This window comes from Mesorhizobium sp. CA14, from assembly GCF_020165195.1.
Taxonomy (GTDB): domain Bacteria; phylum Pseudomonadota; class Alphaproteobacteria; order Rhizobiales; family Rhizobiaceae; genus Mesorhizobium.
In genome coordinates this window covers 203,087-220,241 of record NZ_JAIUHR010000002.1, presented here as the reverse complement: position 1 = coordinate 220,241, position 17,155 = coordinate 203,087, and the positions used below count along the sequence as shown (strand labels likewise).

Annotated in this window: 14 protein-coding genes; 7 read left to right on the top strand and 7 right to left on the bottom strand. The window is 63.5% G+C overall.

Annotation, left to right across the window (positions count from 1 at the left end; all coding sequences use genetic code 11):
- Positions 1 to 60: 60 nt before the first annotated feature.
- A complete protein-coding gene (rhaS, locus tag LB565_RS03275; protein WP_224512909.1) occupies positions 61 to 1,056 on the bottom strand; it encodes a rhamnose ABC transporter substrate-binding protein in 996 nt (331 codons plus the stop codon).
- 55 nt (positions 1,057 to 1,111) lie between these two features.
- The gene (locus LB565_RS03270) at positions 1,112 to 1,921 is read right to left on the bottom strand and encodes a DeoR/GlpR family DNA-binding transcription regulator (RefSeq protein WP_224581733.1); all 810 of its coding nucleotides are present in this window, start codon (positions 1,919 to 1,921) and stop codon (positions 1,112 to 1,114) included.
- A 188-nt stretch (positions 1,922 to 2,109) separates the two neighbouring features.
- On the opposite strand from LB565_RS03270, the gene LB565_RS03265 reads away from it, so the two are divergent.
- The 5 genes from LB565_RS03265 to LB565_RS03245 all read left to right on the top strand — a co-directional run bounded on the left by LB565_RS03265 (position 2,110) and on the right by LB565_RS03245 (position 9,471).
- A complete protein-coding gene (locus LB565_RS03265) occupies positions 2,110 to 4,212 on the top strand; it encodes a bifunctional rhamnulose-1-phosphate aldolase/short-chain dehydrogenase (RefSeq protein ID WP_224581732.1) in 2,103 nt (700 codons plus the stop codon).
- 89 nt (positions 4,213 to 4,301) lie between these two features.
- Positions 4,302 to 5,594, top strand: a complete 1,293-nt coding sequence (gene rhaI / locus LB565_RS03260) for an L-rhamnose catabolism isomerase (protein WP_224581731.1) — start codon at positions 4,302 to 4,304, stop codon at positions 5,592 to 5,594.
- A gap of 234 nt (positions 5,595 to 5,828) precedes the next feature.
- Positions 5,829 to 7,565 carry a gamma-glutamyltransferase gene (gene ggt / locus LB565_RS03255; protein WP_224581730.1) on the top strand — a complete coding sequence of 579 codons (1,737 nt, stop codon included), beginning with the start codon at positions 5,829 to 5,831 and terminating at the stop codon, positions 7,563 to 7,565.
- A 251-nt stretch (positions 7,566 to 7,816) separates the two neighbouring features.
- Complete coding sequence (locus LB565_RS03250) at positions 7,817 to 8,608, top strand: hypothetical protein (RefSeq protein ID WP_224581729.1); 792 nt, start codon at positions 7,817 to 7,819, stop codon at positions 8,606 to 8,608.
- The gene (locus LB565_RS03245; protein ID WP_224581728.1) at positions 8,572 to 9,471 is read left to right on the top strand and encodes a hypothetical protein; all 900 of its coding nucleotides are present in this window, start codon (positions 8,572 to 8,574) and stop codon (positions 9,469 to 9,471) included. Before LB565_RS03250 ends, LB565_RS03245 begins: the two co-directional genes overlap by 37 nt.
- A gap of 49 nt (positions 9,472 to 9,520) precedes the next feature.
- Here the strand turns inward: LB565_RS03245 and LB565_RS03240 are convergent, their stop codons facing one another.
- The 3 genes from LB565_RS03240 to LB565_RS03230 all read right to left on the bottom strand — a co-directional run bounded on the left by LB565_RS03240 (position 9,521) and on the right by LB565_RS03230 (position 13,300).
- Positions 9,521 to 9,868 carry a hypothetical protein gene (locus LB565_RS03240; protein WP_224581727.1) on the bottom strand — a complete coding sequence of 116 codons (348 nt, stop codon included), beginning with the start codon at positions 9,866 to 9,868 and terminating at the stop codon, positions 9,521 to 9,523.
- Between the two features lie 214 nt (positions 9,869 to 10,082).
- Positions 10,083 to 11,438, bottom strand: coding sequence for a sigma-54-dependent transcriptional regulator (locus tag LB565_RS03235; RefSeq protein WP_224581726.1), 1,356 nt, complete (start codon positions 11,436 to 11,438; stop codon positions 10,083 to 10,085).
- Positions 11,435 to 13,300 carry a sensor histidine kinase gene (locus LB565_RS03230; protein WP_224581725.1) on the bottom strand — a complete coding sequence of 622 codons (1,866 nt, stop codon included), beginning with the start codon at positions 13,298 to 13,300 and terminating at the stop codon, positions 11,435 to 11,437. Before LB565_RS03230 ends, LB565_RS03235 begins: the two co-directional genes overlap by 4 nt.
- A gap of 235 nt (positions 13,301 to 13,535) precedes the next feature.
- Here LB565_RS03230 and LB565_RS03225 point away from each other — a divergent pair, with 235 nt between their 5' ends.
- Positions 13,536 to 14,870, top strand: coding sequence for a dicarboxylate/amino acid:cation symporter (locus tag LB565_RS03225; RefSeq protein ID WP_140844031.1), 1,335 nt, complete (start codon positions 13,536 to 13,538; stop codon positions 14,868 to 14,870).
- Between the two features lie 146 nt (positions 14,871 to 15,016).
- The gene (locus LB565_RS03220; RefSeq protein WP_224581724.1) at positions 15,017 to 15,598 is read left to right on the top strand and encodes a histidine phosphatase family protein; all 582 of its coding nucleotides are present in this window, start codon (positions 15,017 to 15,019) and stop codon (positions 15,596 to 15,598) included.
- 171 nt (positions 15,599 to 15,769) lie between these two features.
- Here LB565_RS03220 and LB565_RS03215 read toward each other — a convergent pair whose 3' ends face one another.
- A complete protein-coding gene (locus LB565_RS03215) occupies positions 15,770 to 16,513 on the bottom strand; it encodes a pseudouridine synthase (RefSeq protein WP_224581723.1) in 744 nt (247 codons plus the stop codon).
- Between the two features lie 97 nt (positions 16,514 to 16,610).
- A complete protein-coding gene (locus tag LB565_RS03210; protein WP_224581722.1) occupies positions 16,611 to 17,093 on the bottom strand; it encodes a hypothetical protein in 483 nt (160 codons plus the stop codon).
- Positions 17,094 to 17,155 lie beyond the last annotated feature (62 nt).

Sequence of the window (17,155 nt, the reverse complement as noted above, 5' to 3'; positions counted from 1 at the left end):
GGTCCGTTTGAAGATGCGGCGGGACATTGTCCCGCCGCATGAGCGATAAGTCGACCAGGATCAATAGATCTTGGAGAACTTCTCGATGTTGGTCTTGTCGAACTGGAAGGGCGGAGCCATCGCGGCCGAGTTGGTGTCGTCGAGCGTCACCTTGCCGACGCGGCCGATCGACAGCGTGGCGCCGGGCTTGGCTTCTTCCTTCTTCACCGCCAGGTCATGGGCGAGATAGATCGCCGAGTAGCCGAGGTCGATCGGGTTCCACAGCGCAACCGCCTGGCTGGCGCCATTGTCGATGAACTTCTTGAACTCGGACGGCAGCGCCAGGCCGGTGACGTTGACCTTGCCGATCAAGCCTTCGTCGGTCACCACCTGTGCGGCGGCGACGACGCCCACCGTGGTCGGCGCGATGATCGCCTTGAGGTTCGGATAGGACTTCAACAGGCCCTTGGCCTCGTCGGTGCTCTTTGCCGAATCGTCATCGCCATAGACGGTGGCGACCAGCTTGATCTTCGGGAACTTCTCCGGCAGCACCTTCTTGGCCGCCTCGATCCAGGCATTCTGGTTGGTCGCGGTCGAGGAGGCCGACAGGATGGCGACGTCGCCGCCTTCCGGCAGATAATCGGCGGCGAGCTTGATGATGGTCTCGCCGATCAAATTGGTGTCGGACGGGTTGAGGTGGAGCTGGCGGCCTTCCTTGGCGACGCCCGAGTCCCACGAGATCACGGTGATGCCGCGTTCCATCGCCTTCTTCAGCACCGGCACCAGCGCGTCGGCGTCATTGGCCGAAACCGCTATTGCGTTGACCTTCTGCGCGATCAGCGAATTGATGACCTCGATCTGCGCTTCCGCGGTCGCCTTGGTCGGACCGGTGTAGATCACGTCGACATCGCCCAGTTCCTTGGCCGCTTCCTCGGCGCCCTTGTTGGCGGCGTCGAAGAAGCCGTTGCCGAGCGACTTCACCACCAGCGCGATCTTGACGTTTTCGGCATAGGCCGCATTCACGAACATGGCGGCGGAAAAGGCCGCCGTAACCAGCAGTTTCTTCAAAAAGCTCATCGAATATCCTCCCTTGAGCGTTGCATTCCATCGCCGCTGCGGGCGCGAGTTTCCCTCAGGCCTGCAGTGAAGATTCCTCCCTGTCGCTTGACTGTCTGCGGGCGACGATCAGCGCCACGCCCGCCGTTTCCAGCATCTTGGCCTCGCGGTCCTCGATGCCGTCGTCGGTGATCACGGTCGCGATGCGCGACAGCCCGCACAGGATCAGGCTGGAGCGCATGCGGAATTTCGAGGAATCGACCAGCACCACCAATTCGTCGGCCTGGTCGATCAATTTCTGCTCGGCCTGGATCAGCAGTGGATCGCCCTCCATCAGCCCGAGCGGCCCCAGCCCCTGCGCGCCCATGAACATGCGCCGCGCATAGAAGTTGCGCGTCACGTCATTGTCGAAGGGCGACAGGATGATGTTCTGCTCGCGGTAGATAGTGCCGCCCGACAGCATCACCGTGTTCTTCGAGTGCTTGAGCAGATGCTCGGCGATCGGGAAGGAGTTGGTGAAGATCGGCATGCGGCGGCCGGTCAGGAAATGCACCATCTGGAAAGTGGTGGTGCCGCCATTGATGATGATCGGCTCGCCGTCCGTGCAAAGGCTCACGGCATCCCGCGCGATCGCCCGCTTCTGCGCGGCGTTCAGCGTCTCGTTGACGGAGAAGGGCCGGCCGGCGAGGCCGATGAATTGCGGCGGCGAGATCGCCTCGGCGCCGCCGCGCACCCGGCGCAGGCGTTTTTGCACATGCAGTGCCGCGATGTCGCGCCGGATCGTCGCCTCGGAGGAGTCCGTCAGCTCGACCATCTCCTGCACCGTCACCACAGGCTTTTCCTGGACGGCGGACAGTATGATCCTGTGGCGCTCTTTCTCGTGCATGGTTCCTCCCTGCCTAAGCATCAGGCCTTAGAAAACACGCAGTGTCAATCATTTCCGATCATATATTTTCATTGTGCAGTGCAATATGATCGATATTGATCGTTTGTGATTGACAAGCGCGGCGCTTGCGTAGACATTCCCCGGCGAGAAATGAGGGGCGCGGCGTTCGCGCTCCAGGGAGGATACCTATGCTCGACAAGCGCTCCGGCTCGCGCCTCGCCAATCTTTGGGACGATGCAAAAGCCGAAGGGATGAGCGGCCCCGAGCTCCTGGTCTATCGCTCGAACACGCTGGGCTCCGATAAGCGCGTCACCAATTATGGCGGCGGCAACACCTCGTCCAAGGTCTGGCAGAAGGACCCGCTGACCGGCGAGGAGGTGGAAGTTCTTTGGGTCAAGGGCTCGGGCGGCGACAGCGCTTCGATCAAGCTTGACGGTTTCGCCACTCTCTACATGCAAAAGCTGCGGGCGCTGAAGGGCCTTTATCGCGGCGCCGAGCATGAGGACGAGATGGTGGGATATCTGCCTCACTGCACCTTCAACCTCAATCCGCGCGCGGCCTCCATCGACACGCCGTTGCATGCTTTCGTGCCGAAGGCTTGCGTCGACCACATGCATCCCGATGCCATCATCGCGGTCGCCGCAGCCAAGGATTCCAAGGCGATCACGAAGGAGATCTTCGGCGACGCCGTCGGCTGGCTGCCGTGGAAGCGGCCGGGCTTCGAGCTCGGCCTATGGCTGGAAAAATTCTGTCTGGAAAATCCGGATGCCAAGGGCGTCGTGCTGGAAAGCCACGGCCTGTTCACCTGGGGCGACACGCCGAAGGAATGCTACGAGACCACGATCTCGGTGATTAACCAGGCGATCGAGTGGTTCGAGCGCAAATCCGAGGGCAAGGCGATCTTCGGCGGCGAAGCGGTAAAGTCGCTCGACGCGCCGGCACGCCGCGCGATCGCCGCGAAATTGATGCCACGGATCCGCGGCCTGATCTCGCAGAAGAGCCACAAGCTTGGCCATTTCGACGACCAGCCGGCCGTGCTCGAATTCGTCAACTCGAAAGACCTGAGGCCGTTGGCGGCGCTGGGCACTTCATGCCCCGATCACTTCCTGCGCACCAAGATCCGGCCGCTGGTGATCGAGTTCGATCCGGCAAAGCCGGATGTCGATGCCGTCATCGCGCGCCTGGCGGACGACATCGCCGAATACCGCATCGGCTACCAGGCCTACTACGACGCCTGCAAGCATTCGGACTCGCCCGCGATCCGCGACCCGAATGCGGTCGTCTATCTGATGCCCGGCGTCGGCATGTTCACCTTTGCCGGTGACAAGGCGACGGCGCGCATCTCCGGCGAGTTCTATGTCAACGCCATCAATGTCATGCGCGGCGCCTCGACCGTCTCGTCCTATGTCGGCCTGCCGGCGCAGGAAGCCTTCGACATCGAATACTGGCAGCTCGAGGAAGCCAAGCTCCAGCGCCTGCCGAAACCGAAGGCGCTTGCCGGGCAGATCGCCTTGGTCACCGGCGGCGCCGGCGGCATCGGCCGCGCTGCCGCCAACCGGCTGCTGCGCGAAGGCGCCTGCGTGGTGCTCGCCGATATCGACGAGGCCGCTTTGGCCAGCGCCAATGAAGAGCTCTCGAAAGCCTACGGCAAAGACTTCGTCCGTCCGGTGCGCATCGACGTCACGTCGGAGGATCAGGTACTTTCCGGCTTCGCTGACACTGCGGTCGAGTTCGGCGGCATCGACATCCTGGTCTCCAATGCCGGCCTCGCCTCCTCGGCGCCGATCGAGGAAACGACGCTGACCTTGTGGAACCGGAACATGGATATCCTGTCCACCGGTTATTTCCTAGTCTCGCGCGAGGCTTTCCGACTGTTCCGCGCCCAGAAGATCGGCGGCAATGTGGTTTTCGTCGCCTCCAAGAACGGACTCGCCGCCTCGCCGAACGCGTCCGCCTATTGCACGGCCAAGGCGGCCGAGATCCATCTTGCCCGCTGCCTCGCACTTGAGGGCGCGGAGGCACAGATCAGGGTCAACGTCGTCAATCCGGACGCGGTGCTGCGCGGCTCCAAGATCTGGACCGGCGAATGGAAGGAACAGCGCGCCGCCGCCTACAAGATGTCGACCGACGACCTCGAGGAGCATTACCGCTCGCGCTCGATGCTGAAGCGCTCGGTCTTCCCGGAGGACATCGCCGAAGCGATCTACTTCTTCGCCTCGGACATGTCGGCCAAGTCCACGGGGAACATCGTCAACGTCGACGCCGGCAACGCGCAGAGCTTTACGCGCTAAGCTTCCTTCTCCCCGTTCTACGGGGAGAAGGTGCCGGCAGGCGGATGAGGGGCAGCGCCGGCCGAACGTATTCTTGGGAGGAATAGCCTTTGTCCGAACAGATCATTTCAGCCGAGCTCGTCGTCAAGCACAATGCCGCGCGCAAAGCCGACCTCGACCGCGACTACGCTTCCCTCGGCGAGCGTCTCGACAGACGCGGCATCGCCATCGAGGCCATCCGTGACAAGGTGGAAAAATTCGCCGTGGCGATCCCGTCCTGGGGCGTCGGCACCGGCGGCACGCGCTTTGCCCGCTTTCCCGGCGCCGGCGAGCCGCGCGACATCTTCGACAAGATCGAAGACTGCGCGGTCATCAGCCAGCTGACGCAGGCGACGCCGACCGTCTCGCTGCACATCCCATGGGACAAGGCCGATCCTAACCGGCTGAAGCAGGCGGCGTCCCGTTTCGGCCTCGGCTTCGACGCGATGAATTCGAACACCTTCTCCGACGCCAAGGACCAGAAGCTTTCCTACAAATTCGGCTCGCTGTCGCATGCCGATGCCGGCACGCGCCGGCAGGCGGTTGAGCACAATCTCGAATGCATCGAGATCGGCAAGACGCTGGGCTCGAAAGCGCTGACGGTGTGGATCGGCGATGGCTCCAACTTCCCCGGCCAGGTCAATTTCGCAAAGGCCTTCGAGCGCTATCTCGACGCCATGCGCGAGATCTATGCCGGCCTGCCGGATGACTGGCGGCTGTTCACCGAGCACAAGATGTATGAGCCGGCCTTCTATTCGACGGTGGTGCAGGACTGGGGCACCAACTACATTATTGCCAGGGAACTCGGCGACAAGGCCTTCTGCCTGGTCGATCTCGGCCATCACGCGCCCAACGTCAACATCGAGATGATCGTGTCGCGGCTGATCCAGTTCGGCAAGCTCGGCGGCTTCCACTTCAACGATTCCAAATATGGCGACGACGATCTCGATGCCGGCTCGATCGATCCCTACCGGCTGTTCCTCGTCTTCAACGAGCTGGTCGATGCCGAGCTTTCGGGCGCCAAGGGTTTCGACCCCGCGCATATGCTCGACCAGAGTCACAACGTCACCGACCCGATCGAAAGCCTGATGCTGTCGGCGGTAGAGGTGCAGCGCGCCTATGCGCAGGCGCTGCTGGTCGACCGCAAGGCGCTTGAAGGCTTCCAGGAGGACAATGACGCGCTGATGGCGACGCAGACATTGAAGCTGGCCTATCGCACAGATGTCGAGCCGATCCTCGCCATGGCGCGGCTCAGAACCGGCGGCGCCATCGATCCGGTCGCCGCTTATCGCGAAGCCGGCTACAGGTCCAAGGTCGCGGCGGAGCGGCCGGCGGTTGCGGGTGGCGGCGGCGGTATCGTCTGACAGGCAGCGCCACTCCTCATCCGGCCGCTTCGCGGCCACCTTCTCCCCGAGGGGAGAAGAGATCAGCGCCGCCGCACGATCCTCTCCCCTTGGGGAGAGGTCGGATTGCCCGAATTGCCCTTGCAATTCGACTTGGCAATCCGGGTGAGGGTCACTCGCGCTGCTTCAATTGTTATTGGACTAATTCGCTGTGGCGGTCTTTCCTAGGCATCCCCCAACGCCAGGAGCACCGCCATGCCCTTGACCCGCCGGACGCTGATCGCCGTCAGCCTTTCGCTCACCTTTGCCTTCACGCCAGCCGCCGTCTTCGCCGCTTCGCCGACCCCCGCCAAGGGCGAGCATGGCATGGTGGTGACCGCCCAGCATCTGGCAACCGAAGTCGGCGTCGACGTGCTGAAGAAAGGCGGCAACGCCGTCGATGCAGCGGTCGCCGTCGGCTATGCGCTCGCCGTGGTCTATCCCAATGCCGGCAATATCGGCGGCGGCGGTTTCATGACCGTGCGCATGAAGGACGGTCGCACGACCTTTCTCGATTTCCGCGAGCGCGCGCCTCTCGCCGCGACCAAAACCATGTATCTCGACAAGGACGGCAAACCGATCAAAGGCGCCAGCCTCGACGGCTATCTGGCGGTCGGCGTACCCGGCTCGGTCGCGGGCTTCGAGATGGCGCGCGAGAAATACGGGACCTTGTCGAGACAGGATCTGATGGCGCCGGCGATTGCCTACGCCAAAGACGGCTTCGTGCTCAATCAGGGCGACGCCGCGACATTCGCCGGCAGCGCTGACCGGTTGGCGAAGGACCCGGCGGCGGCCGCCATCTTCCTGAAGAAAGACGGCAAGCCTTACGGCATCGGCGAGAAGCTCGTTCAGCCGGGCCTCGCCGCCTCGCTGTCGGCGATCTCGGAAAAGGGGCCTGACGCCTTTTACAAAGGCACCATCGCCGATGAAATCGTCAAGGCGAGCGGCGCGAAAGGCGGCATCCTCGCCAAAGGCGATTTCGAGCAATATGCCGTGCGTGAGCTGAAGCCGGTGACCTGCTCCTATCGCGGCTACGAGATCATCTCCTCGCCGCCGCCGAGCTCGGGCGGCGTCATCATCTGCGAGATACTCAACGTGCTGGAGGGTTATCCGCTCTCCTATCTCCGTGCCGGCTCGGCTGAGACGGTCCATGTCATGGTCGAAGCCATGCGCCATGCCTATGTCGACCGCAATTCGGCGCTCGGCGATCCGGATTTCGTCGACAATCCGGTCTCGAAGCTGCTCGACAAGAACTATGCGAAAGACATCCGCGACAAGATCGATCCCTTTCGTGCCGGCGTCTCGAAGGAGCTGATGCCGAAAGGCTTCGGCGAATCCAAGGAAACCACGCATTATTCGATCATCGATAAAGACGGCAATGCGGTTGCGGTCACCTACACGCTGAACGGCTCCTTCGGCGCCGGCGTCGTCGCTGGCGGCACCGGCATCCTGCTCAACAACGAGATGGACGATTTCACCCAGAAGCCCGGCGTGCCCAACCTCTACGGCCTGGTCCAGGGCGAGGCCAATGCGATCCAGCCGAAGAAAACGCCCTTATCCTCGATGAGCCCGACGATCGTCACGAAGGACGGCAATCCGTTCATGGTCATCGGCAGCCCGGGCGGCTCGCGCATCATCACCATCACGCTGGAGGCGATCGTCAATGTCATCGACCACGGCATGGACATCCAGCAGGCGATCGACGCGCCGCGCATCCATCATCAATGGCTGCCGGACACTGTCTATGTCGAGCCTTTCGGGCTTTCGCCGGACACGGAGAAGCTGCTTGCCGCAATGGGGTATCATCTCGATCTCAGCGACCAGACCTGGGGCCAGGCGGCCGGCATCCTGGTCGGCGGCAAGAGCCTGGCGGAGATCGAGAAGGGCGGCGGCGCCCGCTACAATGGCGCCATCGACAGCCGCGCGGCCGCCGGCGAGGCGCTGGGATACTAGGCTCAGGGACCTCTGAATCAGTCGGCCAATTAACATGGCAGTGGGTGCCGCCTCGGCCGGCGTCACCCAATCGACCGCAGCGATGGTGTTGTCACCGCCCGGGCAGGGAATGCGATCCCGGACGACACGTCGGCGCTACGATGGCTCAGGCCATTGAAGATTAACTGAAAATCGTTAGAAGGCGGAGTAGCGGACCCTGAATGCCTTAACATGCCGAGCCTCCGGGGCGGCGCCACAGCGGCTGTCGATGAATGAGTCAGAGTTTTGCTTTGGTGGTTCCTACGCGTGACGGAGCGCCGCACAGTCTGATAATTGCCGAAGAATATCGACGGCTCGGGATTGAAATTCGGTATTTCGTCGATAGCCGTTCGTCGCCGCGATACATAGAAGATGTGCTTCGCAAAGTAGACTTGGCCACCAAGCTATCCGTCAGGTGGGGGCGGTCTTATGTCGAAGGCATTCTGCCGAAGATTGCAGCCGTTTCACGCGCAAAGCGTATCTTCCGGTTGGACGACGATGAATTTCCCTCGCGTGCCTTGTTGACCTGGCTGCGCGATGTTGCGGCGCCGACAAACAAACCGGTGATCGCCGTTCCGCGCCGCGCCGTAGCAATTATCGACTCCATGGCTGTTTCTGCTGCGAATATGCCTAATCTGCCACCGCAAGATTTTCAGTTCAGAGGGTTCCTCGTCGATTCGGTAAGATTCAGGAAGAAGATCCACACGCCGGGCTTCTCGTTCAATGAATCCGACGTCTTGTACGCACCCTCGGATTGCCACATCTACCATTTCGACTGGGTTGTACGAAGTCGCGAGCAGAGGGCCAGCAAACTCGAATTCTACGAGAGGATGGAGCCGGGAGCGTTCGAATTGCTGAAGTATCAGTATCTCTACGAGGACTTCGACCGGGCCCTTTATGATTTTAGCCCGCTTGACGATTCGGACGTATCGGCCCTGGCCCTTCGGCTCCACGACGGGCGGCCTGCACCCGCGGAGGCAATCAAGGGATGGACGCGGCTTTTCCGCAGGATCGCTTGTCGATGAATCTCTTCGCGGCTTTTCAGCGGCCATTGCTCGGCCCATCGGCAGGTAGTCGGCAGGCAGGAATCTTCATAACTCATGTGCTGAACGATCGAATACAGGCTCATTTTGACCGTCTCCGCCACGAAACGGAGGAGGTCATTGACTGGCAGCTCGCCTATAATCCGTGGACGTTGAGCGACCTCGTCGCCGGACGAGGAGAATTCGAGATCGACCGGACCTCCGGGCGCGTGCGGCAAGCCATGAATAAAGGGAACTTGTCGATGGGCTATATGGACATCGTCCTCTTCCCTTTGGCGAAGTCCGCAAATCGGGAATTCGTCTGGATCCTCGAATATGACGTCGACTTTGCCGGCCGATGGCTCGATTTTTTTCAGCAGTTTTCAAGTAACGGCGTGGACTTGCTGGCGACGACGCTCAATACGCGCCGCCGCGATCCGCGCTGGACGTTCTGGGGCTCGGCGGATGGGCCGTGCCCTAAATCACGGTTCACGAGAGCATTTATGCCCATCATGCGGGTTTCGAGGCGGTTGATTGATGTCTACGAGGAGGCGCTCTCGACAGGCGAATGGAGTGGGCACTACGAATTCCTCGTGCCGACCATTGCGCGCGTTCATGGTCTCAGGATCGAGGACATCGGCGGGACCGGGCCGTTCGTGCCTTGGCGCCGAAGGAGGCGAAACTATCTGAATACGGCGAAGGACCCCCATCTCGGTCCCGGGACGTTCGTCTGGCGACCATCGATGAGGGCTTATTTTCACGAAGACCACACCGCATTCATGCAACGGGCCATGCTTTACCATCCGATCAAGGCCGACGTGGTCGAATGGGAGGCCGAAGCACCTGTGGCGCTATCCGAGGCCTGATGCGAGAGGCCTGGGGGCTGGTTTATCGCAAACCAGCTGGATTACTTTTTCAGACGACCAGCGTGATGGTCGAAGCGATCAGCATGACGGCGGCAATGGCGACGAACAGCGCATAGATGCGCGGCCGGTCGAGCAGCAGCGCATTGCCGGAAATCCAGGCCGCCGTGGCGCCGCCGAGCGCGAAGAGGAAGCCGTTGCGATGGCCGAAGGACATGGAGGCGGCCATCAGGCCGCCAATGATCAGCGCGCCGAAGACGATGATGACGGCGACCGCGTATTTCTCGAAATCATTGCCGCCGCCCATCGCCGGGCCCATCGCATTGAGATTGGGCAAGTCTTCCGGGTCGAAGGGGCTGGTCGAGCCGTATTCGTCTTGACCGAGGGATTCGCGCATCATTTATTCTCCGCTGGGCGGCAACAAACCATCAACGCCAGCCGAGCGCAACCCGGCAAAGCCGCCACTGCGATGCATTCGCCGCCCGGCTGATGCCCGCGTGCCACGGTTTCCCGGTCGGTTTCAACGGCGTAGCGGCGTTGCGGTTCCCACGGGCATGACGCCGAAAAGTGTGAAGCGTTTGCGGACGACATCATGCTCCATCTCGGCCCTTGATCTACCTGGAAAAATCGCTGCGCACGATGCCGTGCCGCTGCAGCTTGTCGTAGAAGGTCTTGCGCGGAATGCCGAGCGCCTCGATGGTGCGCCGGACGTCGCCGTCATTGCGGCCAAGTGTCTCGCGTATGATCTCGGCCTCGTAGCGATCGAGCCGTTCGGGCAACGGCATCGCGGCGTCGCTCTCCATTGCCGCACGGGAAGGCGTTTCGCCGACATCATCGAGCCCGAGCACGAAACGTTCGGCGAAATGGGCGAGCTCGCGCACATTGCCCGGCCAGTCATGGTCCCTCAGATGACGCTGGACCGCGGCGGAGATCGCCGGCACGGTGCGACGGAAGCGGGCGGCGGCACGCTCGGCGAAATAACCGAACAGCAGCGGCACATCATCCCGCCGCTCGCGCAGCGGCGGGATCGAAAGCGTCACCACATTGAGCCGGTAATAGAGATCCTCGCGGAAAGCGCCGCGTTGGCTGGCATCGCCGAGATCGACCTTGGCTGCCGCGACCACCCTCAGGTCGACCGGGCGCACCTCATTGGTGCCGAGCGGCGTCACTTCGCGCATTTCCAAGACGCGCAGCATCTGTACCTGCGTTGAGGCCGGCATGCTTTCGATCTCGTCCAGGAACAGCGTGCCGCCGCTCGAATGCTCGATACGGCCGACGCGCTTCTTCTGCGCGCCGGTGAAGGCGCCGGGCTCGTGGCCGAACAACTCGCTTTCGATGACCGTCTCCGGCAAAGTGCCGCAGTTGAGCGCGACGAAATTGCCCTTGGCGCGGCGGCTCCAGCGATGCAGCAGGCTCGCCACCACCTCCTTGCCGGAGCCGGTCTCGCCGGTCACCAGCACGTCGACGTCGGTGTCGGCGATCTGCCGCAATGTCCGGCGCAACCGCTCCATCGCCGGCGTCTGGCCGATCAGCGGCAATCCCTCCTGTGCCTGCTCTGCCGCTTCTCGTAAAGCGCGGTTTTCCATCACCAGCCGGCGTTTCTCCGCGGCGCGCGCAACGCTCTGCGCCAGCCGGTCGGCGGCGAAAGGCTTGGTGATGAAGTCGTAGGCGCCGTCCTTGATCGACTTGACCGCCATGGCGATATCGCCATGACCGGTGACCAGGATGACGGGAATGTCGGGGTCGAGCCGCAGCACGCGGTCGAAAAGCTGCAGGCCGTCGATCTCCGGCATGCGGATGTCCGAGACAATCACCCCCGCGAAATTCCTGTCGAGCGTCGCCAAAGCTTCGCTCGCCACCGCGTAAGCCGACACCGCGAAGCCGGCAAGCTCCAGCGTCTGCCTTGTCGCCTTGAGCAGATCGCTGTCGTCATCGATCAGGATCACCGGTGCTGGGTCATGCCTGGTCATGCTGCGCCGGCTTTCGACAGATGGATGGTGAAGCGTGTGCCTTGGCCGCTGCTCGAAACCTCGATGCGCCCGCCATAATCGGCGACGATGTCCTTGGAGATGACGAGGCCGAGCCCGAGGCCACTTTCCTTCGAGGTGTTGAAGGGCGTGAACAGGGATTTCAGGATCGCGGGCGGGATGCCCGGCCCGTTATCGGAAACGACCAGCGCCACGTCTTCGGCGGTTTCGGTGGCGGAGATTTCGACCAGCGCGCCATCACGGCCATCGAGCGCCTCCAGCGCGTTCTGGAACAGGTTGATCAGCACCTGCTCCAGCCGCAGCCGGTTGCCCATCACCTTCAGCGCCGGCGGCGGCAGCGTGATCGCCAGCGCGTCCAGCCGGCCGGCGAAGCGGCTCCTGAGCAGCACCACGGCGCCTTCGATCACGCCGCGCAGCTCAACCGGTTCGGCGGCGGTGCGGCCCTTGCGGGCAAAGGCTTTCAGCTCTTCGGTGATCGAGCCGATGCGCTCGGTCAGCGCGGCGATGGCGCCAAGGTTCTCTTCGGCCGAGGCCCCCTGCTTGCGCTCCAGGAAGACGCGCGCATTGTCGGCATAGGCGCGGATCGTCGCCACCGGCTGGTTGATTTCATGCGCGACGCCGGCAGCGACCTGGCCAAGCGTGGCAAGCCGGTTGGCCTGGACCAGCTCCTGCTGCATCACCTGCAGCTTCGCCTCCGTGCTGCGATGGTCGGCGATCTCGGCCTGCAGCCGGTCGCGCGCCAGGCTGAGGTCCTGCGTGCGCTCGACGACCCGGCGCTCGAGCTCGACCCGCGCGGCCTGTTCCGCGGCAATCCGCATTTGGCCGGATTGCCGGCGCCACAACAGATAGGCGGCAAAGGCGATGAGCGGGACGAGGATACCTAGCGTCAGCAGCCGCATCTCGCGCTGCGCCGCTGCGATCGGCGCCTCGGCCGGAACGAGATAGTCGAGCCGCCACGGCGTCGACGGCACTGCGGTCGACAGCCGCAGATACTCGGCGTCGCTGCCCCCGGGCGTGATGGCATGGACCAGCGCGACGTCGGAGCTCAGCGGTTGCGGTTTCGTGATCGGCAGGGGCACCAGCGGCGCATCGCCGAATTGCTGGCTGGCGCGGATGGCGCCGCTGACCGCAGCCGCCAGCGGTGCCGTCGTCATGAAGCGCCAGGAGGGCACGCTGGTGATCAGCACCACGCCGTGCTCGTCGCTGACATAGGCCGGGCGGTTGGCCTCGTGCCAGTCGGCCTCGAGCTGGTCGAATTCCATCTTGACCACGACGACGCCGAGCGGCCCCGAAGCGCCGTCGACGCGGCGCGAGATGTAGAGGCCCGGACGTTTGCTGACATTGCCGAGCGCGAAATATTCGGCCGTGCCGGTTTCCATCGCGCCCGAGAAATAGGCCCGGAAACCATAGTCGTTGCCCACGAAGCTCACCGGTTCGCGCCAATTGCTGGAGGCGATCGCCAAGCCGTCCGTGCCGGTGACATAGAGCACCGAGGCCTTGGTGCCCGACACCAGCCCTTCGAGCTTGCGGTTGAGCACGTCGATCGAGGCAGGGCTGCGCTCGCTCAACGCGTCATGCACCTGCTGATCCTCCGACAGCAGCAGCGGCAGCGCGCGCGGGTTTTCCAGCACAGCGCGCAGCAACGCCACCTTGAGGTTGGCGTCGGTGCGTCCCTGCGTGGCCAAGGCCTCGGTCTCGGTCGAGCGGCCATAGAGGCCTGCGCCGTAAAGCGCTGCCGCGACGATCGCCAGCGCCACCGCCGCGAACAATAGCCAGGCGCGGCGTGCCCGCCCGGCGAGCAGTTCGGGCGTCGAGGCGAAGACAGCGGCAGGGCGTTGCAGCATGCCGCATCTGTGCATGAATTCGCACAAAGCACAATTCGACCTATGCGGATAAGCGCACGGAGTCCTCGAAGACGCCCGTCCTCGGTTCGAAAAAGCCAACAAAATCAGTATTTCGAGGCTTCGGCCGTCATCTGGCACGCGCGTTGCAAATGCATCCGCAGCAGCCGCGAGGCTGTGGAGGTCAACAGCCCCAGGGAGGTCGAGCGTCTCGATCGGGGGCCGAATGGAGGATATCATGCAGACAGCAATCGCTGCCGCCGAACCGCGCGGCAAGGTTCCCTTTTACCGGCATCTCTATGTCCAGGTCCTGGTGGCGATCGCCGCCGGCATCCTGCTTGGCCATTTCTATCCCGACCTGGGCGCCTCGCTGAAACCGCTTGGCGATGCCTTCATCAAGCTGGTCAAGATGGTGATCGCGCCGGTGATCTTCCTCACCGTGGCGACCGGCATTGCCGGTGTTTCCGACCTGCACAAGGTCGGCCGCGTCGCCGGCAAGGCGATGATCTATTTCCTCGTCTTTTCGACTCTGGCGCTCGTCGTCGGCCTCGTCGTCTCCAACGTCGTCCAACCTGGCGCCGGCATGCACATCAATCCGGCCACGCTCGACGCCTCGAAGGTCTCGACCTTCACCGAGAAGGCGCATGACACGACCATCGTCGGCTTCCTGATGAACATCATTCCCGACACCATCACCGGCGCCTTTGCGCAGGGCGACATCCTGCAGGTGCTGTTCTTCTCGGTGCTGTTCGGCATCGCCCTGGCGCTGGTCGGCGAACGCGGCCGCCCGGTCGTCGATTTCCTCCAGGCGTTGACTGCGCCGGTCTTCCGCCTCGTCGCCATTTTGATGAAGGCCGCCCCCATCGGCGCCTTCGGCGCCATGGCCTTCACCGTCGGCAAATACGGCATCGGCGCGATCGCTAACCTCGCCTTCCTGATCGGCACTTTCTATCTGACGTCGCTGCTCTTCGTGCTCGTCGTTCTGGGTGCCGTCGCATGGTACAACGGCTTCTCCATCCTGGCGCTGATCCGCTACATCAAGGAAGAGCTGCTGCTGGTGCTCGGCACCTCGTCGTCGGAAGCGGCACTTCCCGGCCTGATGGCCAAGATGGAGCGCGCCGGCTGCAACCGTTCGGTGGTCGGTCTTGTCATCCCGACAGGCTATTCCTTCAACCTTGACGGCACCAATATCTATATGACGCTTGCCGCGCTGTTCATCGCCCAGGCGACCGACACGCCGCTCACTTTCGGCGACCAGATCCTGCTGTTGCTCGTCGCGATGCTGAGCTCGAAGGGCGCGGCCGGCATCACCGGCGCCGGCTTCATCACCTTGGCCGCCACGCTCTCGGTCGTGCCCTCGGTGCCGGTCGCCGGCATGGCGCTGATCCTCGGCGTCGACCGCTTCATGTCGGAATGCCGCGCGCTCACCAACTTCGTCGGCAACGCGGTCGCGACCATCGTCGTGGCCCGCTGGGAAGGCGAGCTCGACCAGAAGCAATTCGCCGCCGCCATGGCCGGTCAATTGCCGGAAGAGGCTGACCTTGCGCTGTCGGGCGGCCTGCAACCTGCCTGATCGCCGTCCGAAGTTGCGGAAGACAAACGGCATCCTCCCGATGCCGGACAGGTCGCGGCTCTGCCGCGGCCTGTTCTTTTTGTCGGCCGCCGCATAGGCTGCGCGAGCCGGATCCTCGGCGAAACATCCAGCCGAGAGGGCGTTCGATGAGCAGCGCGTATCCCGAGATCTATCTTGTCCGGCATGGCGAGACCGAATGGAGCCTCTCGGGCAGGCACACCGGCCGCACCGACATTCCCCTGACGGCGAAAGGCGAGGAGGCCGCGCGCGCCGTTGCCGACCGGCTCAAGGGACTGACGTTCCAGGCCATCTGGTCCAGCCCCTCGCAGCGCGCCTTCGACACCTGCCGGCTCGCCGGTTTCGGCGAGCGCGCGGTGAAGAAGCCGGACCTGCAGGAATGGGATTATGGCGCCTATGAAGGGGTGACGACCAGGGAGATCCTGTCCAGGCGCCCCGGCTGGCAATTGTTTCGCGATGGCTGTCCGCAGGGCGAGACGGCTGCCGATGTCGGCGCCCGCGCCGATACCATCATCGCCGAGCTTCGCGCAATTGCCGGCAATGTGCTCATCTTCTCCAGCTCGCATTTCCTGCGCGTATTCGCGGCGCGCTGGGTCGGCCTGCCGCCGGCAGGCGGCGAGCATTTCGTGCTCGACACTGCCAGCCTCAGCATCCTGGGCTACGAGCACGATCTGACCGAGCCGGTCATCCGGCGCTGGAACCAGAAGTAGCGAGCGCGGGCTCCCCCTCATCCGGCCGCTTCGCGGCCACCTTCTCCCCATGGGGAGAAGAGGCTGACTTCGGCGCCGGTGACCTCCTCTCCTCTTGGGGAGAGGTCGGATTGCCCCGAATAGCCTTCGCAATTCGGCTGGCAATCCGGGTGAGGGGAAGTGCCTGGCGCGTCAAGTCGACAAGATTGCCAGCTCTTCGCTCGTCAGATGCCGCGCCTTGCCCTTGGCAAGCCCGCCGAGCTGAAGGCCGCCGATCGCCACTCGTACCAGCCTCAGCACCTCGATGTCGAAAGCGCCGAGCAGCCTGCGGATCTGCCGGTTGCGTCCTTCGTCGAGCACGATCTCCAGCCAGGCTGTCCGCCCGCCGCTGCGCAACAGCGCGATCGAGCTTGCCGTAAGCAACTCGCCATCGACGACGGCGCCCTGACGAAAGCGTTCTAGCATCGCCTTGTCGGCCGAGGCGGCGATCTGCACGTGATAGGTCTTGTCGACATGCGAGGCGGGGTCGAGCAGTCCGTTCGCCCAGCGCGTATCGTTGCTCAGCAAAAGCAGCCCTTCGCTCGCCTTGTCGAGCCGGCCGACCGGCGACACGAAGGGCAGGTCGAGCCCTTCCAGGCAGTCATAGACCGTGCCGCGGCCTTCGGGATCGTCGCGGGTGGTGACCAGCCCGCGCGGCTTGTTGAGCATCAGATAGACCTTGCGCTCGGCAACGACGCGCTTGCCGTCGACACCGATGCTGTCGTGGTCGGGATCGATGCGCAGCAAGGCATCGCGCACCGTCCTGCCGTTTACTTGCACCCGCCCCTCGGCGACCAGATTCTCGGCCTGCGTGCGCGAGCAGAAGCCAAGCTTGGAGAGCGCTCGGGCGAGGCTGACCTTTGCTGTTGCGGATCGTCTGTCGGGTTGGCGTGCCACTATCTTTGTCTTCGAACGTCTCAAAACGCCGCAACCGATGCCACGCTTGGCGAGATGGGCGCAAGCGGCTCCGTCACCTGCTTCGGATCGTCCAATTTCACTCCTGCGGCGCGCTCAGCCGCCGGTAGGTGACTCCGTCGAATGTTGCCGTCACGAAGCTGTTGACCGACATCTTGCGCTTGCGCCCGTCGCTGCAGGCATAGAGCGGCCAGCCGGCCTCGCTGCACTCGCTGGCCGTGCAGATGCGGGTCACGCAGTTGCCTGTGGTCAGCCGGAAGCCGCCTTTGCCGGCAAAGCCCTGCAGCAGGCTGCCGTCCGCCGAGCGCCATGTCCGTTGCTGGAATTCAGGCCGCAGCAGGCGAGGCTCGAGCGGCGCGGCCAAACCGGCCTGGGCCGCGGAGCCCGAATATTGAAGCCGGTAGCGCGCCATGCCGGTCGTGTATGCGGTGAGGAGATCGGATTGGCCCGAATAGGCTGCCGCGAGGTCGGACCGGTCGAAAAGATGGGACGAGCGCGGTTCCGCCCCTGACGGTCTCGTCAGGGCAGCGATGGCGACAAAAGCCAGGCAGACGCGCAACATCCCGATTTCCAGCAGCCAAACCCCATCCGGCGTGCCGGCTCGCCGGCTGCCTTTTCTACAAT

Excerpts from the sequence above, each read along its gene's own strand:
- LB565_RS03230 (WP_224581725.1), bottom strand. The coding sequence starts at position 13,300 with ATGCTGCAACGCCCTGCCGCTGTCTTCGCCTCGACGCCCGAACTGCTC.
- LB565_RS03240 (WP_224581727.1), bottom strand. The coding sequence starts at position 9,868 with ATGATGCGCGAATCCCTCGGTCAAGACGAATACGGCTCGACCAGCCCC.
- LB565_RS03225 (WP_140844031.1), top strand. The coding sequence starts at position 13,536 with ATGCAGACAGCAATCGCTGCCGCCGAACCGCGCGGCAAGGTTCCCTTT.
- ggt (WP_224581730.1), top strand. The coding sequence starts at position 5,829 with ATGCCCTTGACCCGCCGGACGCTGATCGCCGTCAGCCTTTCGCTCACC.
- LB565_RS03265 (WP_224581732.1), top strand. The coding sequence starts at position 2,110 with ATGCTCGACAAGCGCTCCGGCTCGCGCCTCGCCAATCTTTGGGACGAT.
- LB565_RS03245 (WP_224581728.1), top strand. The coding sequence starts at position 8,572 with ATGGACGCGGCTTTTCCGCAGGATCGCTTGTCGATGAATCTCTTCGCG.
- LB565_RS03235 (WP_224581726.1), bottom strand. The coding sequence starts at position 11,438 with ATGACCAGGCATGACCCAGCACCGGTGATCCTGATCGATGACGACAGC.
- LB565_RS03220 (WP_224581724.1), top strand. The coding sequence starts at position 15,017 with ATGAGCAGCGCGTATCCCGAGATCTATCTTGTCCGGCATGGCGAGACC.
- rhaS (WP_224512909.1), bottom strand. The coding sequence starts at position 1,056 with ATGAGCTTTTTGAAGAAACTGCTGGTTACGGCGGCCTTTTCCGCCGCC.
- LB565_RS03250 (WP_224581729.1), top strand. The coding sequence starts at position 7,817 with ATGAGTCAGAGTTTTGCTTTGGTGGTTCCTACGCGTGACGGAGCGCCG.
- LB565_RS03270 (WP_224581733.1), bottom strand. The coding sequence starts at position 1,921 with ATGCACGAGAAAGAGCGCCACAGGATCATACTGTCCGCCGTCCAGGAA.
- LB565_RS03210 (WP_224581722.1), bottom strand. The coding sequence starts at position 17,093 with ATGTTGCGCGTCTGCCTGGCTTTTGTCGCCATCGCTGCCCTGACGAGA.